Genomic DNA, 25,381 nt, shown 5'->3' with positions numbered 1-25,381 from the left:
ATTAATATCCTTGCGCTAATTTTCGTTGCTGATGCCATTGCCCCCAAGCTTCCATTAATGCAATGGCAGCGATATACAGTATGGTGGCGACGCCGAACGCTTCAAAAGTACGTAATGATTCAGTTTCAACTTGCCTTGAAGCATAAGAAAGCTCTGCGACACCTATGGCCATAGTGAGAGAGGAGTTTTTGATAATATTCATATATTGACCCAACAATGGCGGAAGGGCGATACGAAAAGCTTGCGGTAAAATGACATAACGCATGGATTGCCAGTGGGTTAATCCTAACGCTAAAGCTGCATATTTTTGGCCTTGTCTGACTCCTTGTATTCCTGCTCTTAGCTCTTGGGCAATAAAAGGTACAGAGTAAAAGGTAAGCCCAATAATACCGGCTAAAAATTCAAAAGAGGGCCAAGAGAGCGTTAAGCCAAATAAAGAAAGTTCATGTGGGGTGTTAAGCCATATCATGGCCGTTTGTGGCAATAGTTCACCAGAAGCAAAATACCAAAAGAAGAGCTGAACCAATAATGGGGTATTACGAAAGAGTGAAGTATAAATGGCCGCACACCAACGTAATGGCGCAATATGGCTATCATAGGCAGCACTGAGAAGAAAACCTAGTAATGTGGCAATAATGATAGTCCAGAAAGAGATAAGCAAGGTGATTAAAAAACCTTGCCACAGCCAACTTAAGTAGTGAGGCTCAAGAAGATAGTGAGAAAGAAACTGCGCAAACATAATTATTACCTATTGCAGACGCCAAACCCCGCAGTAGCGGGGTTGGTGTTTTATCAATAAATCATCGCGATGAATTAAGTCGTTATTTGCTCTACCATTAGGATTGAGGCGCTTGCTCAGAAAGTGGGGCAAACTTAAAGTCACCACGAGGTTGAGCGGACTTAGTATCAGGGCCAAACCAACGATTATAAATTTCGTCTGCTTTGCCTTCTTTCTCTAATCTTAATAGCGTGTTATTAATCTCGTTAATTAAACGCTGTTCACCTTTAGCTGCGGCAACGGCTTGATATTCTCGTGTAATACTAAAGGGCGATATTTCAAAATCAGCTTTGATTTTCTCAGGTAAATTAGCTAATAACCCTACTAATTTAGCATCATCTTGGGTTATCGCTTGTACATTGCCATTGCGTAATGCGGCAAACGCAAGAGGGGTATCGTCATAGGAGATGACTTTAGTTTCAGGATAGCGTTCACGTAGGGTAATTTCCTGTACGGTGCCTTTGTCAGCCCCAATGCGTAATGACGCAATTTGCTCAGGGCTGGTTAATACGCCTTTGCGCGCGATAAATTTCTGTCCAGTAGCAAAATAAGGTACAGAGAAATCGACTTGTTTTGCTCGCTCTTCGGTAATGGTGAAGTTGGCGGCAATTAAATCAACTTTTTTGGCGCTAAGTAGTGGGATACGGTTAGCTGGGTTAGTTGGACGTAATTCCAATTTAACCCCGAGATCTTTGGCAATTTCATTCGCAATATCTGCATCATAACCTGCCAATTTTTTGGTTTGTGGATCGATAAAACCAAACGGTGGGTTACTATCAAAAATAGCAATGCGTACCACACCTGCCTGTTTTATATCGTCTAATTTATCGGCTTTAGCCAGACCAGAAAAAAGCACTGAGCCAGCAATTAATGCCGTTGCCAAAACACGTAATTTCATTATTCACCCCAAAAAAAGTATTCTCATTGTTATGTTGCCTATCACGCTATCAAGTTGTTCTAAGTTCATAAAATAATAAAAAATGATATGGATATGCTTTTATAGAATAAGTTAAGGAGAGATAGTGACTTTATAAACATAAATAAAAAAACAGAGGCAAATAATGCCTCTGTTTCAGAGCGTAAAGAGAGTGAATAAATTATTTAATTAGCAGAATGACTATCATCATTTTTTGTCAGCATTCTTTCTACTTGGTCACCCCCTAAATGACGGAAGTCATGACCCTTAACGTAGTAGAAGATAAACTCACAGATATTCTGGCAACGATCGCCAATACGTTCGATAGAACGAGCACAGAATAATGCCGTCAGTACGCTCGGGATAGTGCGAGGATCTTCCATCATATAAGTCATTAATTGACGAACAATACCTTCATATTCGTTATCAATTTTTGCATCTTCACGATAGATTCGAATAGCTTCTTCTAAGTCCATACGAGCGAAAGCATCAAGAACATCATGGAGCATTTGTATCGCATGTTGGCCTAAGGACTCTAAACTTACTAGCAGTGGTTGATGTTGATGTGAAAATTTCTCAAGGGCCGTTTTACAGATTTTTTCTGCCACATCACCAATACGCTCTAATTCGGCAATAGTTTTAGAAATCGCCATAATAAGGCGTAAATCACTAGCGGTGGGCTGACGTTTGGCAATGATACGCATACAGGCATCATCAATGGCAACCTCCATCATATTGACTTTTTGATCACCTTCAATCACTTCATTGGCCAATGCTTGGTCTTGGTTATGCATTGCGGTAATGGCTTTTTTTAATTGCTCTTCAACTAAGCCACCCATGACCATCAGTTCTGTACGGATATGCTCTAACTCAGCGTTAAATTGACCAGAAATATGTTTATTGTGGTTTAAATTATCCATGATTTGCCTCGTTATCAGCCATAACGCCCAGTGATGTAATCTTCAGTTTGCTTCTTCGCTGGACGAGTAAATAATGTATCGGTATCACTGAACTCGATTAATTCCCCCAAATACATAAATGCAGTGTAATCAGAACAACGTGCAGCTTGCTGCATATTGTGGGTGACGATCACCACGGTATATTCGGATTTTAGTTCACTGATAAGCTCTTCAATACGACCTGTAGAGATAGGATCGAGTGCAGAGCACGGCTCATCCAGTAATAATACTTCAGGACGGATAGCAATACCGCGTGCGATACATAAACGTTGCTGCTGTCCCCCAGAAAGACTATAGCCACTTTGATGTAATTTATCTTTGGTTTCATTCCATAATGCGGCTTTGGTCAGCGCCCACTGAACGCGTTCGTCCATTTCAGCACGAGACAGTTTTTCAAATAAGCGTACACCAAAAGCGATATTGTCATAAATAGACATTGGAAATGGTGTAGGTTTTTGGAATACCATGCCTACTTTTGCGCGTAATAGCGCAATATCTTGTTTATCTGTCAGAATATTGTTGCCATCTAACAAGATTTCACCTTCAGCACGCTGTTCGCCATAAAGCTCATACATTTTATTAAAAGTACGCAGTAAAGTGGATTTACCACAGCCAGAAGGGCCGATAAATGCCGTTACTTTATTTTTGGCAATATCTAATGAGATATTTTTCAGCGCATGGAACTTACCATAGTAGAAGTTCAAGTCACGAACTTGGATTTTGTTTCCAGCGTTATCATTAGCCATAGTCATTCAACGTTCTCTCTTGCTTAACTTTCTGCGTTAACCATGCTTATTTTTAGCAAATAGCACGCGCGCGATAATATTGATAAATAGAACACAGAGGGTGATCAGTAATACGCCAGCCCAAGCAAGCTCTTGCCATTGTGAGAAAGGGCTCATGGCGAATTTAAAGATAGTCACAGGTAAGTTGGCTATCGGTTCGTTTAGATCTGTGCTCCAGAATTGGTTAGATAGTGAAGTAAATAGCAGTGGTGCTGTTTCACCCGCAATACGCGCAATCGCTAATAATACGCCCGTGATAATACCTGATACGGAGGCTTTTAACGTGATTTTAGCGATCATCTTCCACTTGGGCGTCCCTAATGCATAAGCCGCTTCCCGTAAGCTATCAGGGACTAACTTCAACATATTTTCCGTGGTACGAATAACAATAGGTATTTGTAATAACGCTAATGCCACAATACCCGCCCAACCAGAGAAGTGCTGCATTTGTGCCACCACAATGGTATACACAAACAGTCCAACAACAATTGATGGGGCTGATAATAAAATATCGTTGATAAAGCGTATGACTTCCGCTAGCCATGAACGGCGTCCATACTCAGCAAGGTAGATACCCGCTAAGATCCCCAAAGGAGTACCAATGACCGTCGCCCATAAAATAAGTAGACCACTACCTACAATGGCGTTAGCTAATCCGCCACCATCGGTGTTAGGGGGCGGCGTCATTTCTGTGAATAAGGCCCAAGACATGCCATCAAAGCCTTTGGTTACTGTAGAAAACAAGATCCACATTAACCAGAACAGACCAAATGCCATGGTAGAGACAGATAAAAACAGTGCGATACGGTTTTTTTGACGACGCCAAAGTTGGCGTTTATGGCGTATATGCAGTTCTTTTTCTGTTTGAACTTGTAATGAAGAAGAGGATGTTTTAGCCATCTTAACGTGCTCCTTCATTCTTAGATAAACGTAGTGTCATAAACTTAGAAATCGCAAGGACGATAAAGGTAATGACAAATAAAATCAGACCTAATTCCATTAATGCAGCGGTATGAAGACCTGTTTCTGCTTCGGCAAATTCGTTGGCTAATGCAGAGGTAATACTATTGCCCGGCATAAAAAGTGATGCAGAGTCTAACTGGTAGGTGTTACCAATAATAAAGGTCACGGCCATAGTTTCCCCGAGCGCACGACCTAATCCAAGCATCACACCACCTATCACACCGTTTCGGGTATAAGGTAAAACGATATTCCAAATCACTTCCCATGTGGTACAGCCGATACCGTAAGCGGATTCTTTCATCATCACCGGGGTCTGTTCAAATACATCACGCATTACAGACGCGATATAAGGGATGATCATAATTGCGAGGATAACCCCTGCTGCTAATATACCGATACCAAACGCAGGGCCAGAGAATAATTCACCGACAATAGGGACTGATGAGAGCACATTGCCAACAGGCTCTTGGAAGTATGTGGCAAAGAGCGGTGCAAAGATAAAGAGTCCCCACATACCATAAACGATACTTGGAATAGCGGCTAATAACTCAATCGCGATACCCAATGGGCGCTTTAGCCAATTGGGTGCCAGTTCTGTTAAAAAGAGTGCAATACCAAAACTCACCGGAACCGCAATGATCAGGGCAATAATTGAGGTAACGACAGTACCGTAAATTGGTACTAAAGCACCGAATTCCTGTGCGGGTGGATCCCACTCTTTCGTCCACAAGAATGACAGACCAAATTGTTGAATACTTGGCCATGAGGCGAAAATTAGTGAAACAATGATACCTGCTAAAAGCAAAAGTGTAATTAACGCAGCTAGTCGAACTAGTGCGCTAAAAATAACGTCCCCTCGTTTACTCGGGGCCTTTATTACCGTTGTATGCTCGGCCATAAAGCCTCTTTAATTTATTACCCCCTGTGTTGCAGGGGGTGAACGTTAATCTATTTTTTAATGGTAACCCTTTGGTTAGTAAATTGGTTTACCATTACTGTCTTTGATGCTTGTTTTCCAAGCAGCACGAATTTGTTCTACCACTTCTTTTGGCAATACGGCGTAATCAAGATTTTTCGCTTCATCATTGCCTTTTTCATATGCCCAGTTAAAGAAATTCAGTACTTCTTTTCCTTTAGCCGCATCTTTTTGCGTTTGATGCACTAAAATGAAGGTAGTAGAAGTAATTGGCCAGGCATTTTCGCCTTTTTGATTCGTTAGGTCTTGTGCAAAGCTCTTACTCCAATCAATTTTTCTCGCTGCTGCGCTAAAACTATCGGCAGTAGGAGGAATAACTTCGCCATCTGCAGTGACTAATTGAGTATATGCAAGATTGTTTTGTTTTGCGTAAGCGTATTCAACATAACCAATTGAGCCTGGTAGACGTTGAACAAAGGCTGCGATGCCATCATTTCCCTTACCACCTAAGCCAGTAGGCCATTTAACGGTAGAGCCTGCGCCTACTTCATCTTTCCATGCGCTATTTACTTTAGATAAGTAGCTAGTAAAAACGAATGATGTGCCTGAACCATCAGCACGACGAACAACAGCAATGTTTTGGTCAGGTAGATTGAGTTTTGGATTTAGTTTAGCTATGGCAGGATCATTCCATTTTTGGATCTTGCCTAAGTATATATTCCCGATAGTCTCACCGTCTAAGACAAGCTCACCGGATTTAATACCTGAGATATTGACTGCCATCACCACACCACCGATGACAGTTGGAAATTGGAATAAACCGTCAGCCTTGAGTTTTTCATCAGCTAATGGTGCATCAGAAGCGCCAAAATCGACAGTATTAGCAATGATCTGTTTTACACCACCAGAAGAGCCTATGCCTTGGTAGTTAACTTTGTTGCCAGTTTCTTTTTGATAGCTATCTGCCCATTTTGCATAAACTGGAGCAGGGAACGTTGCGCCAGCACCAGTCAGTGAGGTCGTTGCCTGTGCAGAAAGAGCCGTCATTGAAAGTGCAGCGGCAATGACACTGGTCAGGGTGGTACGCATCAGTTTCATAATCCCTCCTGTGGGATAGGTAGAATAACTTTTCGACATCTATCAACTTCGGTTACGGTACGCACAGACAATAGGTCAGTTAGATGACAATTAAATGTCTTAATTGTGACAGTTTTATGACAAAGCAGAAAAAGAGTGAAAATAATGCCTAAAAATAGGTGAAAAAGAATAAGAAGGGCGTTAACGTTAAAAAGTGAGGATATTAATCATCTTCGTCTTCTTGCACTTTTAACGGAAAGTTGGCACGGATAAGTAACCCGCCTTTCGTGCTATCGCCGAGTTCGACAAAGCCACCATGGGCATCCATGATCCGACGAATAATAGATAGACCTAAACCCGCACCGGTTGAACTTCGTGCTTGTTCCCCTTGAACAAAGGGTTGGAATAAACGTTGTCTATCTTCTTTGGCAATGCCTGGACCATCGTCTTCAACTTGAAACCAAGCATATTCTTCATTTTGATTACTTGTGATGCTTATCCAACCATGTCCGTAGCGTGTGGCATTAACAATCATATTGGTAAGCGCCCGTTTGACGGCAATTGGGTTTGCTGTGATATTGATAGGATAAGGGTATAAATGCTCTTCGCTGACTTTGCCTGAGTTAGATTCAGCGCAGATCACTTCACGCAATAGACCATTCATATCACATAATTCTAAAGACATCTCTTTGCCTGTGCGCATATAGTCTAAAAATTGACCGATAATGGCATCGCAATCTTCAATATCTTTATTGATAGAATCAGCAAGATAACTATCTTCAGGACTCATCATTTCTGTAGCAAGACGAATACGCGTTAACGGAGTGCGTAAATCATGGCTTACCCCGGCCATCACCAGTGTTCTATCATTATCTAATGAACGAATATCTGATGACATTTGATTAAATGCTCGAATAATTGAACGCATTTCAGCAGTGCCTGATTCAGGTATTGGTGGAGGGATCACCCCTTTACCAATGCGTCGTGCTGCATATTCAACTTCATGCAATGGACGATTTTGAAAACGGTTATATAACCAGAAAAATGCCACTACGATGATGATAAAAATAATGGCTTGCCGATAAACGGGTAATAAGAAATTTTGCCCTAATTCGGTAAGTGGTACGCGTATCCATAGCGTGGGTGAGAGTTGGGTATTAATCCATAAAATAGGATACTCTAGGGTGTTTTCTAGCCAAATCGTCGTATCACTATTGAGATAATCCGTCATCTGCTGGCTAAGTTCTAAATCTTCTCTTGCCCACTCTAAACCAGCTTTTAAAGCGGCGTCTTTATCAAAGAATGAGATACCTAACTCGTTGTAAATTTTATTACGTAGAGCGGGAGAAATTTTAAGTGGGGTGCCATCGACTAAGATCAGTTCTTCCGGTACTAGCGTACGAATTTCATACGCTAATACTTTATTAAATTGCTGGAGGCTTGGCCCGACAATAAGATGCTGTACAACAACATAACTGGCTATCAAGCTAAAAAAAAGTAATGAGATAACCAGAAATAGAGAGCGAGTGAGCTTATTGTGGGGTGAAAGCCTCAGCCTTCTCATTATGATACGCTCGTTCCATCAGGTACAAAGACATAACCCAGTCCCCAAACCGTTTGAATATAGCGAGGATGGGTGGGATCTTCTTCAATCATGCGACGTAAACGAGAAATTTGCACATCAATAGAACGCTCCATCGCACTATATTCACGACCTCGCGCCAGACTCATTAATTTATCACGTGATAATGGCTCTCGGGGATGTGAAACAAGGACTTTTAATACGGCAAATTCACCACTGGTCAAAGGCATATGTTGATCTTCGTGGAACATTTCCCGCGTACCGAGGTTAAGCTTAAATTTACCAAATGAGACAATCGCATTGTCTTGTGAAGGTGCTCCCGGTAGTTCGTTGGCTTGGCGACGAAGCACCGCACGAATACGGGCTAATAGCTCTCTTGGGTTAAATGGTTTTGAGATATAATCATCAGCACCAATTTCAAGTCCGACAATTCTGTCAACTTCTTCCCCTTTGGCAGTCACCATAATAATAGGGATAGGATTGTTTTGGCTTCTCAAGCGACGACAAATAGATAAGCCATCTTCGCCAGGAAGCATTAAGTCGAGGACAATAAGATGGATAGATTCGCGAGTAAGTAAACGATCCATTTGATCGGAGTTTGCCGCGGTGCGGATTTGAAAACCCTGCTCTGTCAAATAGCGCTCTAATAGTGAACGTAGACGTAAATCATCATCCACAATCAGCACTTTATAACTGTCTTGCATCTTTAAGCTCCCGAAGTGCAAATGCTTTTATTAGCGAATTCTATCATTGATAAGAATATTAAACCAAAAACAAAGAATAAATATTAATGATTTATAGGCAAAACTTGTTCTGACTTTGTATCTTAGAATATCACACTATTTATTTATCTTATTCCGAATAATATTTGATAGATAATACGCAGTAATTAACGATGCCACCTGGCGTTTGCACGCTAACTTCATCATCCACTTTTTTACCGATCAGCGCTCTCGCGACAGGGGAATCAATAGAAATCCACTGTTTTGCTGGGTCAAATTCATCAGGGCCGACTAGTCTAAATGTCTTAATGTTTTCATCATCGTCTTCAAGGGTTACCCAAGCGCCAAAATACACTTTTCCTTCTTGACGAGGATCTGGGTCAACAATTTTTAATTCATCAAGACGTTTGGATAAAAAACGAACTCGTCGGTCTATTTCACGTAATCTTTTTTTACCATAGATATATTCAGCATTTTCCGAACGGTCACCTTGAGCCGCTGCTTCAGAGACCGATTGAGTGACGCGAGGACGCTCTTCTTTCCAAAGATATTTTAGCTCTTTATCCAAGGCATGCCAGCCATCACGAGTAATATAGTTACTTTTTGCCATTACCAATAAATACGATCATCAACATTGAATTTCATACAGATACTATAGCGCGAATCACAGAATAATCTGTTATTTTCCTCATAAATGTCATGCTTGGCCTATAATAAGCGGAATTTTTTTCTTATTGCGCGTGTATAATAGCCATCTTTTTTAACCACTCCTCTCGGTAGGTAAATATATTATGAATGAATCATTAAGCCGAATTATTGCACAAGAGCTATCAGTAAAGCCCCAGCAAGTACTTTCGGCCATTACGTTACTGGATGAAGGGAATACGGTGCCTTTTGTGGCCCGTTACCGAAAAGAGGTAACTGGTGGGTTAGATGATACTCAGCTTCGTCAATTGGAAACCCGCCTGAGTTACTTACGGGAACTCAATGATCGTCGCCAAACTATTTTAAAATCAATTGAAGAGCAGGGGAAACTCACAGAAGAATTACGCTCTTCGATTAATGAGACGCAAAGTAAAACAGAACTTGAAGATCTCTACCTTCCTTATAAACCGAAACGTCGTACTCGTGGACAAATTGCAATTGAAAATGGCTTAGAGCCATTAGCTGATTTGTTATGGAATGAACCACAACATACTCCTGAAGACGCAGCAAGTGCATATATCAACCCTGAAAAAGGCATAGATGATAGTAAAGCAGCCTTAGATGGGGCTCGCTATATCTTAATGGAACGTTTTGCAGAAGATGCTGGATTATTAGCTAAAGTTCGCCAATATTTATGGAAAAATGCGCATCTTGTTAGCAAAGTTGTTGACGGAAAAGAAGCAGAAGGCGCTAAATTTAGCGATTATTTTGATACTCATGAGCCGATTGCTCATGTACCTTCTCACCGTGCATTAGCGATGTTTCGTGGTCGTAATGAAGGTATTTTGCAGTTATCACTTAATCCTGATCCACAATTTGAAGAAGCCCCCAAAGAGAGCTATGGCGAACAGTTGATTACGGAGCATTTAGGTTTACGTCTTAATAATCAACCCGCGGATAGTTGGCGTAAAGCCGTTGTCAGCTGGACTTGGCGTATAAAAGTGTTAATGCATCTTGAAACTGAGTTAATGGGTCAGTTACGTGAGAAAGCGGAAGATGAAGCCATTAATGTGTTTGCACGTAACCTAAAAGATCTCTTAATGGCCGCACCTGCAGGTATGCGAGCTACGATGGGGCTAGATCCTGGTTTACGTACTGGGGTTAAAGTCGCGGTGGTGGATAGTACCGGTAAGCTGATTGCAACAGATACTATTTATCCTCATACCGGACAAGCGGATAAAGCCGCTGCTAGTGTAGCGGCATTATGTATTAAGCATAATGTAGAGTTGGTGGCGATTGGTAACGGTACTGCATCACGTGAAACAGAGCGCTTTTTTGCTGATACAGTAAAACGCTACCCAGAAGTTAAAGCACAAAAAGTGATCGTGAGCGAAGCGGGGGCATCGGTTTATTCGGCATCAGAGCTGGCAGCTAAAGAATTTCCGGATCTGGATGTTTCTCTTCGTGGCGCTGTTTCTATCGCTCGTCGCTTACAAGATCCATTGGCGGAATTGGTAAAAATTGACCCTAAATCTATCGGGGTGGGTCAATATCAGCATGATGTGAGCCAAACATTATTGGCAAAAAAATTAGATACTGTTGTTGAAGACTGTGTAAATGGTGTCGGTGTTGATTTAAATACAGCTTCTGTACCGCTATTGACGCGAGTGGCGGGGCTTAGCCAATCTATTGCTCAAAATATTATTGCTTGGCGTGATGAAAATGGCCGTTTTGTGGATAGAAAACAGTTACTCAAAGTGGCGCGCTTAGGGCCTAAAGCGTTTGAGCAGTGTGCGGGATTTTTACGTATTCGTGATGGTAAAAATCCACTTGATGCCTCAACGGTTCACCCTGAAGCCTATCCTATTGTTGAAAATATTTTGCAATCAATACATCAAAAAATTGATCAAGTCATGGGCAATAGTGCATTACTTTCACAAATCAATGCCAGAGAGTTTGTCACCGAGCAGTTCGGTTTGCCTACCATTAATGACATCTTAAAGGAGCTTGCTAAACCGGGGCGTGATCCTCGTCCTGAGTTTAAAACAGCCACCTTTGCCGAAGGTGTTGAAACAATGAATGATTTAGTCAGTGGTATGATATTGGAAGGTACTGTAACGAATGTGACTAATTTTGGTGCCTTTGTGGATATTGGGGTACACCAAGATGGATTAGTGCATATTTCATCACTGTCGGATAGATTTGTTGAAGATCCCCATACTGTGGTAAAAACCGGCGATATTGTGAAGGTAAAAGTCCTTGAAGTCGATTTACCGCGTAAACGTATTGCGTTAACCATGCGTTTAGATGAAGTGGCTGCTGATAGTGATCATAAACGCCAGTCAGTGACTAAGGATAATGCTTCTAAACATAGTCGCGGGCAAAAAACGACCAGAAACCGCCAATCAAATACGGGTAACAATGCAGGTAATAGTGCGATGAGCGATGCATTGGCCGCAGCATTTGGTAAAAAACGCTAATATCTTATAGGCAGCCATCAATATTAACGTGAAGTAATAAATTGTATTACTTCACGTTTCATAACTATTCACTCAATCTATGGTTTGATGAATAAAAAGCCAAAAGTAATCAGCAATTAAATTATTTTGTTAATATAAAATATACTTTTAGTCTTTTGTCTGAGTCTGCTTTTATCTAACTTAAGGTATATTGCTAATATAATAGATAGAATATGACGTATTTTATCTTTATATTCATTTGTTGTTTCTTTTATCAACATTTTTCTATTTTCCCTATGGGTGATTAATTTTATATTAAAAATAAGTTGATCCCATTATTAACCTTACTACTGTTATGGTTTAATGGTGGGTAAAATAGAAACGTAAATTAAAATTTATCTTATTTTATTGTTCGTCATAGGATTTGCACAACAAAAATCAATGACGATAGGTTTATTTCACCGATATTGGATGATGAAAATGACATTTAATAAATTATCATTAGGGGTAGTTTTACTTTCTGCTTCATTACTAGCAGGTTGTGCCTCAGAATCTTCTCGCTCTTTAGAGGTTGCTAAAGTGGCTACCTATAATACGACTTACTCAGGACCTAAGAGTGCCATTGCTATTGGTAAGTTTGATAACCGTTCTAATTACATGAATGGTATTTTTTCTGATGGTGTGGATAGATTGGGTAATCAATCTAAAACGATTTTAATTACACATTTACAACAAACAGGCCGTTTTAATGTTTTAGATCGCGCTAACTTAACGGAGTTAACACAAGAAGCGAAGATTAAAGGCCAAAGTCAGCAATTAAAAGGCGCAACTTACGTTATTACTGGTGATGTGACAGAGTTTGGTCGCAAAGAAGTAGGTGATCGCCAACTATTTGGTATCTTAGGGCGTGGAAAAACACAAGTTGCTTATGCCAAAGTGAACTTAAATGTTGTGAATGTGAATACCTCTGAAGTGGTGTTCTCTACGCAAGGTGCGGGGGAATACGAGCTTTCTAATCGTGAGATTGTTGGTTTTGGTGGCACAGCAAGTTATGACTCAACACTTAATGGTAAAGTGCTTGATTTAGCCATTCGTGAAGCGGTGAATAATTTAGTTGCAGGTATTGAAAGCCATGCTTGGCAGCCTGAGCAGTAACCCCAATTTTATAAGGATATAAAAATGTCAAAATCATTGCTGGGGTTGCTATTTGCCTCGTTGTTATTGGTTGGGTGCCAAGCGCCAAAGCCTCTTTATAACTGGGATAGTTATCAAACGGTGGTATATCAATATTATCAACAAAGTGAAAGTGATCCTCATGCGCAAATCGATGCATTGAAAAAAAGCATTGAGGTTGCCCGAGCGAAATCATTAGGCGTTCCACCGGGGTTACATGCACATTTGGGCATGTTATATGTGACCACTGGCGCATTAGACTTAGCCATGAGTGAGTTTGATCAGGAGAAAACTCTTTATCCTGAATCAGCAAAGTTTATGGATTTTCTGATGAAAAATAAGGGAGCACAAAAATGAATCGCATTTTAACGTTAGTTTTTGTGGCATTTGCTTTTGTGTTATCAGGATGTGCAGAGCCAGTCAAAACAGACTATACCGCCTTTAAAGCAAGTAAACCAAAAAGCATTTTAGTGCTGTTACCTAAAAATCAGACTCCAGAAGTAGAAGCTGCCCATAGCTTTTTATCTCAAGTGACTTATCCTTTGGCGGAAGCTGGCTATTATGTTTTTCCTGTCGCCGTTGTTGAAGAGACCTTTAAACAAAATGGTTTGTCAACGGGAAGCGATATTCAAGCGGTGAGTCCTAGTAAGTTACGTGAGATTTTTGGTGCGGATTCTGTGCTCTATTTGGATGTCACCCAATATGGTACTTCTTATCAAGTGATCGCCAGTGAGACGCGTGTCAGTGCCAGTGCTAAATTGGTTGATTTACGTAATGGTGCCTTACTGTGGAGTGGACATGCCAGTGCATCGAGTGCAGAAGGGGATACAGCATCGAATGGTTTGGTGGGCATGTTAGTTTCTGCAGTAGTGACTCAAATTGTTGATACTATTGCAGATAAAAGTCATGAAATTGCAGGAGTAGCAAGTGTGCGTTTACTTTCTGCTGGACATGCCAATGGGATCTTATATGGTCCTCGCTCTCCCCACTATGAAAAAGAGGGACAATAACAGCTTGTTATAGTGATTACTCTTTTAAAAGACGCGGTTTATATTGTAAATATAAGCCGCGTTTTTATTTATCTATTATAAATAATAATTATTCTTATTTATATTAGGTGATTTTATCTGCATTTTATATAAACAGCGTGCGACTACTGATTTGAGAGTGAAACATTAAGGGGGAAAATGATATATCGCAGAGAACTAACCATCCTTGGTTGATTGTCCATTTCCTTCCGTGGCGCGTAATCCTTAATTCGGAATATATAAAGAGACGATTAAATAAGAGAAATATCAGAATGAATGCGAAAAGGTAATGGGGAGTGCTATCTTTCCTTGTAATATAGCGACCTTTATTCTTTTACTGAGCCTCAAATTTAAATCAAAACACGACTTAATTGGATATTAATCAATGTTTAAATATAGAGTATGTAATATTATAAATTAGGTAAAGGGCTAATTATCATTATAATTATAACTATCGAATTATGAGAGAATAAAAATATAATAAAATTAATAAAACGATATATTTATTTATTTTAAAGTGTATTTTGAGTAATATATTTTTTTTAATGTGTTATAAAAATAATCGAAAAAAGATGTGTCATTAAAATGCGCTACTAACATATTGAATAAACTTAATTTATTCATAAATAAATTTTAACAGTAATACTATTTCCGTTTAATGTGATCTATATCATATTTTTTACTTGAGTGATTATTTACAGATAGAGTGAAAAGGTCAAAAACAGGATCTTTTTTTCTCTCGTGTTCAGTTAAGCATTTATTGGTTACACTATTATTTCTGGTGGTCATAATGTCTGTTGGCTGGTATGGCACATCGGCGGTTCACTTTTGGAAGGTAGAAGCATGTCAGAACAAACAATTATTTGGGATCTTGACCTGATCCATAAGTATAACTATTCAGGTCCGCGCTACACATCATACCCAACGGCATTGGAATTTAATCAGCAATATAGTGATGCGGATTTCGAACAAGCAACAAAGCGTTATCCCGAACGACCTCTGTCACTGTATATTCACATTCCTTTCTGCCATAAGTTATGTTATTTCTGCGGTTGTAATAAAATTATCACGCGCCATAAACATAAAGCTGATGAATATCTTGATGTTTTAGAAAAAGAAATTATTAATCGCGCTCGCTATTTTAAAAATAGAAAAGTGACCCAAATGCATTGGGGGGGCGGTACTCCCACTTTTCTTGATAAACAGCAAATTAGTCGCTTAGTCGCTTTATTAAGACAACATTTTCATTTTGTGGAAAATGCTGAGCTCTCTATTGAAATTGATCCCCGTGAGATTGAGTTAGATGTTATTGATCATTTACACAATGAGGGATTTAACCGCCTAAGTATGGGGGTGCAAGATTTTAATAAAGAGGTACAACAAAAAGTTAATCGTGAACAAGATGAAGCATTTATCTTTTCATTAGTAGCAAGAGCGCGTGAAGTGGGCTTTCATTCTACCAGTATTGATTTGATCTATGGGCTACCTAAACAGACTAAAGAAAGTTTTGCTTTTACGTTAAAAAAAGTGATTGAATTGTCCCCTGATCGCTTAAGTGTGTTCAATTATGCACATTTACCTAATTTATTTGCCGCACAACGTAAAATTAAAGATGAAGATTTACCACTTGCAGAAGAAAAGTTAGAGATCTTGCAAGAGACTATCACCACACTCACCACAAATGGTTATCAGTTTATTGGTATGGATCACTTTGCTAAGCCTGATGATGAATTAGCGGTTGCACAACGCCAAGGTATTTTACATCGTAATTTCCAAGGATATACCACTCATGAAGAGTGTGACTTATTGGGAATGGGCGTTTCAGCTATCAGTATGCTGGGTGATCACTATGCGCAGAACGAAAAAGTGCTAAAAGAGTATTATGCTCGCGTAAATAGCGAAGGGCATGCGTTGTGGCGTGGACTCTCTCTAACTGATGATGATTGTATTCGTCGCGATGTTATTAAGACCTTGATTTGTAATTTTCATCTTAACTTTACCGAGATTGAACATCTATATCAGCTTGATTTCAAAGATTATTTTAAAGAAGATTTAGCATTACTTGCGCCAATGGCAGAAGATGGATTGGTGGAGATCAGTGCAGAAAAAATTCAGGTCACTCCAAGAGGGCGTTTATTGATCCGTAATATTTGTATGTGTTTTGATACTTATTTACGTAATCAAATGCGCCAACGCCAATTTTCTCGGGTGATTTAGTGGGCAAAAATAAAAGGGAGGGGAGTGACTTAAAACTCCTCTATCCCTAACTCTTTTAATTTACGTGTCAGCGTATTTCTTCCCCATCCTAATAAACGTGCAGCATCTTGTTTATGGCCTTTTGTATAGGAAAGCGCACTGAGTAGTAAGGTGCGCTCAAATTGTGGTAGAGCATCATGAAGAATATTTTCTTTTCCTTCACTGAATACCTCATCCGCCCATAATGAAAGATGTTGTGACCAATGTTGAGAGGAGACTCGAGGTATCGATTTGCTCTTCTCATCTGATTGGCGGATCTCTTGAGGTAAATCTTGCGGCATAATCTCTTGGCTAGCGGTCATAACCGTTAACCAACGACATACGTTTTCTAATTGTCTGACGTTACCTGACCAGTGGTATTCCATCATGCAATGTAAACTTTGCTGGTGGAGCACTTTGGTTTCAACACCAAGCTCTCGAGCGGTTTTTTGGAGAAAATAACGCGCTAAACTTGGAATATCTTCTGTTCTATCACGCAGTGGAGGTAATTGAATACGTATTACATTGAGTCGATGGTAGAGATCTTCACGAAAATCACCTTCCATTACGCGTTTTTCTAAGTCTTGATGAGTCGCGGCAATAATACGTACATCGACTTTCACAGGGGCATAACCGCCAACACGATAAAATTGTCCTTCAGCTAAGACGCGTAATAAGCGGGTTTGAATATCCAGTGGCATATCGCCAATTTCATCAAGAAAGAGGGAACCGCCGTTCGCTTGTTCAAAACGACCTTGGCGTACTTGAGATGCACCAGTAAATGCCCCTTTTTCATGGCCAAAAAGTTCTGATTCGATTAAGTCTTTGGGAATAGCCGCCATATTGAGTGCAATAAAAGGGGCTTGTGCTCTCGGACTATGGCGATGAAGAGCATGTGCAACTAATTCTTTACCAGTACCCGACTCGCCATTGATAAGCACACTAATTGATGAGCGAGAAAGGCGACCAATAATGCGATAAACCTCTTGCATCGCAGGAGCTTCGCCAATCATGTCAGAGACAGATTGAAGGTTAGTTTCTGTTGTATTAGGTTGTTTTTGCTCTCGATAGTGCGTAATAGCACGATGAATGAGTGCAAGTGTATCATCAATATCAAAAGGCTTGGGGAGATAATCAAATGCCCCTTGCTGATAAGCATTTACCGCGGCATCAAGATCAGAATGCGCTGTCATGATAATAACCGGCAACGTAGGGTGTTGCTCTTTAACGCTTTTTAATAGAGATAAGCCATCAATATCAGGCATACGAATATCTGATAATAATACATCGGGAAGTTCACTATTGAGTGCACTGAGGACGTCATTAGCGTGTTCGAAGGTTTTACATGTAAGGCCTTCTCGTGTAATGGCTCGCTCAAGCACCCAGCGAATAGAGCTATCATCATCGACAACCCATATATTTCCTTTTTGCATTGGTTATCTCCTATTTTATTGGCAAGTAAATAGAAAACTCGGTATTTCCCGGCCAACTGGTAAATTCAATTTTACCGGCGTGTTGATCGACTAAGCTACGTGCAATGGATAAACCAAGGCCATTTCCGCCTTCTCTGCCACTGACCATCGGGTAAAAAAGCGTATCTTGTAGATGAGGAGGAATACCCGCGCCAGTATCAATCACATCAATGCGAGCCACCAGTCGATGGCGTTCACCCTGCAGTGTGACTTGGAACGCTGTTCGGGTTCGCAAAATAATAGTTCCCCCAGTTTTCTCCACTGCCTGTAATGCATTGCGGGTGATATTTAACAAGACCTGCTCAATTTGATCCGGATAGTGTGAAAGCTCAGGTAGACTAGGATCGTAATCTTTGAGTAAGGTGACATTTTCAGGGCATTCTAATGTGATAAGTTGTGCAACACGCTCTACAACATGATGAATACTCTGAAAGGTTTTGGTGCCGGGATGTTGTGGGCCGAGTAACCTATCCACAAGCGCTCTTAGGCGATCGGCTTGTTCAATAATGACTTGGGTATACTCAGTCAGCGCAGGATCAGGTAATGATTTTGCTAATAATTGAGCCGCCCCTCGTAATCCACCGAGTGGATTTTTAATTTCATGTGCCAGTCCCCTAACCAATTCCCTTGCCGCCATTTGTTGTGCTTGTTGTATCTGCTCTTGGCTTAACCGGCGTTGACTATCCATAGGCGCCAGCTCCAACAAAATGTGTTGCTCGGAAATAGGCTGGGCACTGAGCGACATAGTGTGTGATTGGTTATTAATAACCAAAATCACTTCGTTATCAGTGAAGCTTTGCCCATTTGCTAATGTTTCACGCATTAACTGTTCATCAAAAGAGGAATAACTAAATAGTGCGCTAAAAGGGGTTTCAAATAATTTGCGACGACTTTGAGCCAGTAATTGCAATGCAGCATGGTTTGCATAGCAAATAATAAACTCTTGGTTGATAACCAATACTGAGTGGATTAATGAATCCAAAATAAGTGTGTTATCAGGTAAATCCGCCGTTTCCATATTGAATACTCCCATTGCACCATTTTAGTGCATCTTACCTTTTTTTTCATAAATGAACAGATGCGTAATTTATTAACAGATGCCTCATTAGAGAGAAAAGAGCCCATCCGAAGATGGGCAAAATAGCTTCACGGCAACAAAAAAATCATAAGCAAAGTAAGTACTTTAGCTATTGTGCGTTACGCACTGTAATACATTTCAAATTCAAGTGGATGTGGTGCCATACGAACACGCTGCACATCAGTACGTAATAGCTCAAGATAAGCGTCTAAAGCATCATCAGTGAATACACCGCCACGGGTTAAGAATTCACGGTCATTATCAAGAGCATTGAGCGCCTCTTCTAATGAACCTGCCACTGTTGGGATCTCTTTAGCTTCTTCTGGGGGTAAGTCATAGAGGTTTTTATCCATGGCATCACCTGGGTGAATTTTATTGATAATACCATCAAGACCCGCCATTAATTGAGCTGCAAATGCAAGGTAAGGGTTAGCTAAAGGATCTGGGAAACGCACTTCGATACGGCGTGCTTTCATGCTAGCGACTACCGGAATACGAATGGATGCTGAGCGGTTACGGGCAGAATAAGCCAGCATAACAGGGGCTTCAAATCCCGGCACTAAGCGTTTATATGAGTTAGTGGTTGGGTTAGTAAATGCGTTTAATGCACGAGCATGTTTGATAATACCACCAATGTAATACAGCGCCATTTCAGATAATCCGCCATATTTATCACCAGCAAATAAATTGACACCATTTTTAGACAGTGACATGTGGCAGTGCATACCTGAGCCATTATCACCCACTAAAGGTTTTGGCATAAAGGTCGCGGTTTTACCAAATACGTTAGCGACGTTTTGTACTACGTATTTATAAATTTGAGTTTCATCTGCTTTTTTGGTCATGGTATTAAAGCGGGTTGCCACTTCATTTTGACCTGCAGTTGCGACTTCGTGGTGGTGTGCTTCAACCACTAAGCCCATTTCTTCCATGATATTACACATGGTCGAGCGAATATCTTGTGAGGAATCAACCGGAGGTAGAGGGAAGTAACCTCCTTTTACCATTGGGCGATGACCTTTGTTACCTTCTTCATATTGTGTATTGGTATTCCATGCTGCTTCAATATCATTGATGGCATAAGAAGCACCAGAGATATCATTTTTAAAACGAATATCATCAAAAAGGAAGAATTCAGGTTCAGGGCCAAATAGGACGGTGTCAGCGATACCACTTGATTTTAAGTAGTCTTCTGCACGTTTTGAGATAGAGCGCGGGTCACGATCGTAACCTTGCATAGTGCCAGGCTCTAAAACATCACAACGAATAATTAATGTTGGATCTTGGAAAAATGGGTCAAGCATCGCTGTTGTAGCATCAGGCATTAGCACCATATCTGATTCATTAATGCCTTTCCAACCACCAATAGAGGAGCCGTCGAACATTTTTCCTTCTTCAAAGAAATCATCGTTAACTTGATGCGCCGGAATAGTAATATGTTGTTCTTTACCGCGGGTATCAGTGAAACGTAAGTCAATATATCTAACTTTATGTTCTTCAATCATGGATAACACATGTTCAAGGGACATAGTAACTCTCCTGGCGAATGGTTTTATTAAGTGCAGTGGCCTTACACATTTTTCGGTGAATTTTTTGCTCACCTAAATTCTATTGCGAAAAGCATGCCAACTTATCTAAAAAGGGATATATACTGTATTGATGAAGTTTAGTGTAGAATATCCCCCGTGATTTTTTAATTATTGCACAAATTTGGTGCAAATTAAGTCTGAATGATTGCACAATTTTGGTGCAATCGGTGCAAGACGACTTATTTCTGAGGCGTGAAAAGGATCACAATTCAATTAATTGCATATTGTTAAGCAATCATTATTGTGATCTTGTTTAGTCTCTCGTCTAAAGCGTGTACAATAACACGCTTATTTCTACAATGCCTGAGGCAAATTTTGTGATCGAAAACTTGCGTAATATCGCCATCATCGCCCACGTTGACCATGGTAAAACTACTATTGTCGATAAATTACTACAGCAATCTGGCACGTTCGGTGAACGTGAAACCGTTGCTGAGCGCGTGATGGACTCTAATGATCTCGAAAGAGAGCGCGGAATTACTATTCTTGCGAAAAATACAGCGATTAAATGGAATGACTATCGTATTAATATCGTAGATACCCCAGGACACGCCGACTTCGGTGGTGAGGTAGAACGCGTTATGTCTATGGTAGACAGCGTTCTATTGCTGGTTGACGCGATGGATGGCCCAATGCCACAAACTCGTTTTGTGACACAAAAAGCGTTTGCTAACAACTTAAAACCTATTGTTGTTATCAACAAAGTTGACCGTCCAGGTGCACGCCCTGATTGGGTTGTTGATCAGGTCTTTGATCTGTTTGTTAACTTAGGTGCGACTGACGAACAACTGGATTTCCCAATTATCTATGCATCAGCATTAAATGGTATTGCGGGAACAGATTATAATGACATGGCTGATGATATGACTCCATTATATGAAGCTATCGTCAAATATGTAGAGCCGCCAAAAGTCGATCTGGAGGGGACCTTCCAGATGCAGATTTCTCAGTTAGATTATAATAACTATCTGGGTGTTATCGGTATTGGGCGTATTAAGCGCGGTAAAGTAAAACCTAATCAACAAGTGACTATCATCGATAGCGAAGGTAATACCCGCAACGGTAAAGTAGGTAAAGTATTAGGTCATTTAGGCTTAGAGCGTATCGATGTTGACGTTGCAGAAGCTGGCGACATCATTGCGATTACAGGTTTAGGTGAATTAAATATTTCTGATACGATTTGCGAAGTAGGTGCTGTGGAAGCATTACCTGCATTAGCCGTTGATGAGCCTACTGTTAGCATGTATTTCTGTGTTAATACATCACCATTCTGTGGTCGTGAAGGTAAGTTTGTTACTTCTCGTCAGATTTTAGATCGTCTGAAAAAAGAGTTAGTTCATAACGTAGCACTGCGTGTTGAAGAGACTGAAGATCCAGATGCATTCCGTGTATCAGGTCGTGGTGAATTACACCTATCAGTACTGATTGAAAATATGCGCCGTGAAGGTTACGAATTAGCCGTATCTCGTCCGAAAGTTATCTTCCGCGAGATTGATGGTCGTAAACAAGAGCCTTTTGAACAAGTCACTATCGATATTGAAGAGCAGCACCAAGGTGATGTGATGCAAGCGATGGGTGAGCGTAAAGGTGAAATGCGCGACATGCAACCAGATGGTAAAGGACGTGTACGTTTAGACTACATTATCCCTAGCCGTGGTTTAATTGGCTTCCGTACTGAGTTTATGACGATGACATCAGGTACTGGTTTACTGTACGCAACATTCAGTCATTATGACGATGTGCGCCCAGGTGAAATCGGTCGTCGTAATAATGGTGTGATGATCTCTAATGGTCAGGGTAAAGCCGTTGCTTACGCGCTATATAGCTTACAAGATCGTGGTAAGTTATTTGTTACTCATGGTGCAGAAGTTTATGAAGGCCAAGTTATTGGTATTCATACTCGCTCTAATGACTTAACAGTAAACTGCTTAACAGGTAAAAAGCTGACAAATATGCGTGCTTCTGGTACGGATGAAGCGACAACGCTGACGCCACATATCAAGCAAACATTAGAACAAGCATTAGAGTTTATTGATGATGATGAATTAGTGGAAGTGACTCCACAATCTATTCGTTTACGTAAACGTCATCTCTCAGAAAACGATCGTCGTCGTGCTTATCGTAGCAAAGACTAATTTGTTATTCTGATAATATAATTCTTAGGGCGCGTTAAGCGCCCTGAGTTTATAAAACCCCGTCACTTCTGTGAAGTGATCCCAGCTCTACTCTTGCGGTATCGAAAAATTACAGTGCGTACCTGATAAGAGCACCAATCAACGGACTAGAGATTTTTCGATTGCACCGTCGAAAGAAGCCCAACCTAACCAGAAGTACCCAACTTAGCTAGTTGCACGAGCTAAGGCACAATAACCGATCATGGAGAAAAGCAAAGACAAGAAGATGTTATCGCTTCGCTCTGTTTTGATTAGTACCACATTGGGGCATTAGGTTTTTATGCTAAATGCTATAAGTCTTTCATGTGACGTTTTATCGCCTCTTTACTTTCAGTAAGTCATGCTTCTCATTGCTTTTGGGCTTCTTGCTCCTTTTTCCATTGTTCTATTTGCGCCGGACTAAACCGATTTTTCCTTTTGACCATTTGGTTGAGCCTTTTTCATTTGCGCATCTTAGTCTCGGGTTTTACTTTTTTCGCTTTCATCCGATATCTCATAAATCATTGGCTACTTTTAAAAACGTTAACCGCATTTTTAGGTTTAAAAAAGAGATGTTAAAAATGCTATTGAACAGCACAGAAACCGTTCTAAACTGTTAGGATGGTTTTTTGTTCGAGTCTTAAAATTGCTTTGAAGAACTTTGATGGGGATGAACGGGTGGTTTTCGCTAACTAATTCGCCCGTTTAACATAATGGGTCTTATCTGAAACTAAAATGTAATAACAAAAGATGTGTGATAATGACAAAAAGATCAGATATTGATGGAGGCAGACTTATCTATACTAAATAAATTGGATGGATAGATAAAGGTCATGCAAAAGGTGAAGATGCATCCACTTTAATGAGTGTTCTAACTGCAGGAGACTATGTTAGTGACGTAGACTCAATGACATATTTAACAGTATTAAGTAAAGAAGAAGCTTATCGTCGCTGGGGTTATTATGGCTCTATTGGTAAATATAAAAATAAGCTTTTCAAACCGTTAATTTTTCCTGATCCTGCTATTTATCTAAATAATGCAAGACCTTACTTCGTTTCATTACCATGCTATTTGGATCGCGTAAAATCGATAGAAGATATTAGAAATAATAGTATTTTAATTTATGTAAAAGATACAACAGGAATAAACATTGGAGCTGAAAGTGTATGGATTAAAATTGAATAAATTTTTTATTTTTTCAATATTATTGATTTTATCTTTAATGACGACCATCATTTTACTGATGTTTCCTGGTGACAGAGAATATACCAAGCTAAATTTTGTTTATTATTACCTATACACTTTTGATGAGGTGAAAAAAATAGATTTTATATCAGATGAATATATCATTATCTATAGACCCATCGATGGAAATTCAAATGAGTCCAATGATGTTATTTTTTTTAATATAAAACCTGAAAAGAACATAGCTCTTATTGATAATCTATCTAAAAATGGATTCACCTCGACATATGATGATTTCTATAAAGAAGAGCGATGGGTTAAAGATAATATACATATAAAAATATCTATTGATGAAAAATCAAGAACCACATCACTTTTTGTTGAGAAATCTTAAATACTTTGATTAATACTATCACCTGACATTCCTGCACAAATGTGATCCCAAGATATACTTTCATATCTAATAGTAATATCTTCATATGGTTGTGCATTAGCATGAATAAGTGAGTTCGGATAATGCGCTGATATACCTATAATGCTAGCTTATTAAGAGTATTAGAAGGACTAGATTTAGAGTTATCAATTAAGGCTAAAAATTCTAATATAAACCCTATGATTGCAAGTACTGTGATAGCGAATAAAAGCGAAATTGATTTGAAAGATGATGGGGATGATCTCGACTTTTGGTTTAAAACAGAGGAATAAGGTATGAATAAACAAATCGAGAAAGTGGAAGGCCTTAATATTCAGCTACATGACATTTTAAATGCTTGATGAGCATAAAGAAAAATTAGTATTACATTGGGCACAGTTGCATGATGATTTTAAAATCATAGGAAAATAAATGGGGAGAGAGTACCTTATCATCACATGGCAATTCCTTTATAGATAAGGATGCTTCTCGTCTTATTTTTCGTCTCTTCCCCTTCTGGTTTTATGTTTTTCAAAAAATTAGGTGTGAATATGGTATTTTTTATCGTTTAAGCCTATTCACTCAAGCAATTTATGATTAAAGTAAAACGAGTTTTCTATTATGGAGAGAATTTATGCTTTATATCTTTGATATGGGTAATGTGATTATCGATATTGATTTCAATCGTGTTTTTGCCGTGTGGAGTAAACTCAGTGGGGTTCCATTAGCCAGTATAAAAGATAATTTTACGACTGGGGAAACCTTTAAATTACACGAACGAGGCAATATTACGGATATAGAATTTGCAGAAGCTGTCTGTGCTGAGCTTGGTATTGGACTGAGTTTTGAACAGTTTGCGGAAGGATGGCAGGCTATTTTTATCGCTGTTCGCCCAGAAGTCATAGATATAATGAATAAGCTAAGAGAGCAAGGTCATCGTGTGGTGGTATTGTCAAATACTAATCGATTACATCAAGATTATTGGCCTCAGCACTATCCTGAAATCGCCGCTTCAGCGGACTTTCTCTATTTATCCCAAGATATCGGTATGAGAAAGCCAGATCCTGAAGTGTATAAATATGTGCTACAGTCCGAAGGCGTTGAAGCACAAGATGCTGTCTTCTTTGACGATTTACAAACCAATGTCGATGCAGCCATTGCGTTAGGTATTCAAGGTGTTCATGTCGTAGATAAAAATACGGTTGTTGAATACTTTAAAGATCATGATTTTACTCTCCCAGTAACAGAATAAC

22 protein-coding genes are annotated in these 25,381 nt (G+C 39.8%); 9 read left to right on the top strand and 13 right to left on the bottom strand.

Features of this window, described 5'->3' with window-relative positions; all coding sequences use genetic code 11:
- Position 1: 1 nt before the first annotated feature.
- The 10 genes from GWI58_RS05725 to greB form a co-directional block, all read right to left on the bottom strand.
- Complete coding sequence (locus GWI58_RS05725) at positions 2-739, bottom strand: amino acid ABC transporter permease (RefSeq protein ID WP_004246784.1); 738 nt, start codon at positions 737-739, stop codon at positions 2-4.
- A 97-nt stretch (positions 740-836) separates the two neighbouring features.
- Positions 837-1,676, bottom strand: a complete 840-nt coding sequence (locus tag GWI58_RS05720) for an ABC transporter substrate-binding protein (protein WP_004249074.1) — start codon at positions 1,674-1,676, stop codon at positions 837-839.
- Between the two features lie 203 nt (positions 1,677-1,879).
- Positions 1,880-2,614: a phosphate signaling complex protein PhoU gene (gene phoU / locus GWI58_RS05715; RefSeq protein WP_017628646.1), complete on the bottom strand. Its 735-nt coding sequence runs from the start codon at positions 2,612-2,614 to the stop codon at positions 1,880-1,882.
- A 14-nt stretch (positions 2,615-2,628) separates the two neighbouring features.
- Positions 2,629-3,405 (bottom strand): phosphate ABC transporter ATP-binding protein PstB, encoded by a 777-nt coding sequence (pstB, locus tag GWI58_RS05710; RefSeq protein ID WP_004246787.1) that lies wholly within the window; start codon positions 3,403-3,405, stop codon positions 2,629-2,631.
- Positions 3,406-3,435: 30 nt separating this feature from the next.
- Positions 3,436-4,338: a phosphate ABC transporter permease PstA gene (pstA, locus tag GWI58_RS05705; protein ID WP_004249075.1), complete on the bottom strand. Its 903-nt coding sequence runs from the start codon at positions 4,336-4,338 to the stop codon at positions 3,436-3,438.
- 1 nt (position 4,339) lies between these two features.
- Complete coding sequence (pstC, locus tag GWI58_RS05700; RefSeq protein WP_004246789.1) at positions 4,340-5,299, bottom strand: phosphate ABC transporter permease PstC; 960 nt, start codon at positions 5,297-5,299, stop codon at positions 4,340-4,342.
- Between the two features lie 75 nt (positions 5,300-5,374).
- Positions 5,375-6,415: a phosphate ABC transporter substrate-binding protein PstS gene (gene pstS / locus GWI58_RS05695; protein ID WP_004246790.1), complete on the bottom strand. Its 1,041-nt coding sequence runs from the start codon at positions 6,413-6,415 to the stop codon at positions 5,375-5,377.
- A gap of 202 nt (positions 6,416-6,617) precedes the next feature.
- Positions 6,618-7,958, bottom strand: coding sequence for a two-component system sensor histidine kinase EnvZ (gene envZ / locus GWI58_RS05690; protein WP_012368538.1), 1,341 nt, complete (start codon positions 7,956-7,958; stop codon positions 6,618-6,620).
- A complete protein-coding gene (gene ompR, locus GWI58_RS05685; RefSeq protein ID WP_004246792.1) occupies positions 7,958-8,680 on the bottom strand; it encodes an osmolarity response regulator transcription factor OmpR in 723 nt (240 codons plus the stop codon). Before ompR ends, envZ begins: the two co-directional genes overlap by 1 nt.
- A gap of 148 nt (positions 8,681-8,828) precedes the next feature.
- A complete protein-coding gene (gene greB / locus GWI58_RS05680; RefSeq protein WP_004246793.1) occupies positions 8,829-9,308 on the bottom strand; it encodes a transcription elongation factor GreB in 480 nt (159 codons plus the stop codon).
- Between the two features lie 181 nt (positions 9,309-9,489).
- Here greB and GWI58_RS05675 point away from each other — a divergent pair, with 181 nt between their 5' ends.
- From GWI58_RS05675 to hemN, 5 genes are all read left to right on the top strand, one after another.
- The gene (locus GWI58_RS05675; RefSeq protein ID WP_094959563.1) at positions 9,490-11,823 is read left to right on the top strand and encodes a Tex family protein; all 2,334 of its coding nucleotides are present in this window, start codon (positions 9,490-9,492) and stop codon (positions 11,821-11,823) included.
- Positions 11,824-12,276: 453 nt separating this feature from the next.
- The gene (locus GWI58_RS05670; protein WP_012368537.1) at positions 12,277-12,957 is read left to right on the top strand and encodes a CsgG/HfaB family protein; all 681 of its coding nucleotides are present in this window, start codon (positions 12,277-12,279) and stop codon (positions 12,955-12,957) included.
- 24 nt (positions 12,958-12,981) lie between these two features.
- The gene (locus GWI58_RS05665) at positions 12,982-13,332 is read left to right on the top strand and encodes a DUF4810 domain-containing protein (protein WP_004246796.1); all 351 of its coding nucleotides are present in this window, start codon (positions 12,982-12,984) and stop codon (positions 13,330-13,332) included.
- The gene (locus GWI58_RS05660) at positions 13,329-13,985 is read left to right on the top strand and encodes a DUF799 domain-containing protein (protein WP_004246797.1); all 657 of its coding nucleotides are present in this window, start codon (positions 13,329-13,331) and stop codon (positions 13,983-13,985) included. The genes GWI58_RS05665 and GWI58_RS05660 overlap by 4 nt, the downstream gene beginning before the upstream one ends.
- An 861-nt stretch (positions 13,986-14,846) precedes the next feature.
- The gene (gene hemN / locus GWI58_RS05655; protein WP_161768979.1) at positions 14,847-16,220 is read left to right on the top strand and encodes an oxygen-independent coproporphyrinogen III oxidase; all 1,374 of its coding nucleotides are present in this window, start codon (positions 14,847-14,849) and stop codon (positions 16,218-16,220) included.
- Positions 16,221-16,249: 29 nt separating this feature from the next.
- Here hemN and glnG read toward each other — a convergent pair whose 3' ends face one another.
- The 3 genes from glnG to glnA form a co-directional block, all read right to left on the bottom strand.
- The gene (gene glnG, locus GWI58_RS05650; RefSeq protein WP_046334844.1) at positions 16,250-17,671 is read right to left on the bottom strand and encodes a nitrogen regulation protein NR(I); all 1,422 of its coding nucleotides are present in this window, start codon (positions 17,669-17,671) and stop codon (positions 16,250-16,252) included.
- Positions 17,672-17,681: 10 nt separating this feature from the next.
- Positions 17,682-18,728 (bottom strand): nitrogen regulation protein NR(II), encoded by a 1,047-nt coding sequence (gene glnL / locus GWI58_RS05645; protein WP_004249083.1) that lies wholly within the window; start codon positions 18,726-18,728, stop codon positions 17,682-17,684.
- Positions 18,729-18,907: 179 nt separating this feature from the next.
- Positions 18,908-20,317 (bottom strand): glutamate--ammonia ligase, encoded by a 1,410-nt coding sequence (gene glnA, locus GWI58_RS05640; protein WP_004246801.1) that lies wholly within the window; start codon positions 20,315-20,317, stop codon positions 18,908-18,910.
- Positions 20,318-20,676: 359 nt separating this feature from the next.
- On the opposite strand from glnA, the gene typA reads away from it, so the two are divergent.
- From typA to yihX, 4 genes are all read left to right on the top strand, one after another.
- Positions 20,677-22,512, top strand: a complete 1,836-nt coding sequence (typA, locus tag GWI58_RS05635) for a ribosome-dependent GTPase TypA (RefSeq protein WP_004246802.1) — start codon at positions 20,677-20,679, stop codon at positions 22,510-22,512.
- Between the two features lie 880 nt (positions 22,513-23,392).
- Positions 23,393-23,716, top strand: coding sequence for a hypothetical protein (locus GWI58_RS05630; RefSeq protein ID WP_110229572.1), 324 nt, complete (start codon positions 23,393-23,395; stop codon positions 23,714-23,716).
- Positions 23,694-24,110 (top strand): hypothetical protein, encoded by a 417-nt coding sequence (locus tag GWI58_RS05625; RefSeq protein WP_110229571.1) that lies wholly within the window; start codon positions 23,694-23,696, stop codon positions 24,108-24,110. The genes GWI58_RS05630 and GWI58_RS05625 overlap by 23 nt, the downstream gene beginning before the upstream one ends.
- A gap of 652 nt (positions 24,111-24,762) precedes the next feature.
- Entirely contained in the window at positions 24,763-25,380 is a 618-nt protein-coding gene (gene yihX / locus GWI58_RS05615) for a glucose-1-phosphatase (RefSeq protein ID WP_004246809.1), read from the top strand.
- The last annotated feature ends 1 nt before the right edge of the window (position 25,381 follow it).

Source organism: Proteus sp. G2674 (genome assembly GCF_009915195.1).
GTDB lineage: Bacteria > Pseudomonadota > Gammaproteobacteria > Enterobacterales > Enterobacteriaceae > Proteus > Proteus mirabilis.
The sequence above is the reverse complement of the archived record's forward strand: the minus strand, read 5'-3'. Positions and strand labels throughout refer to the sequence as shown.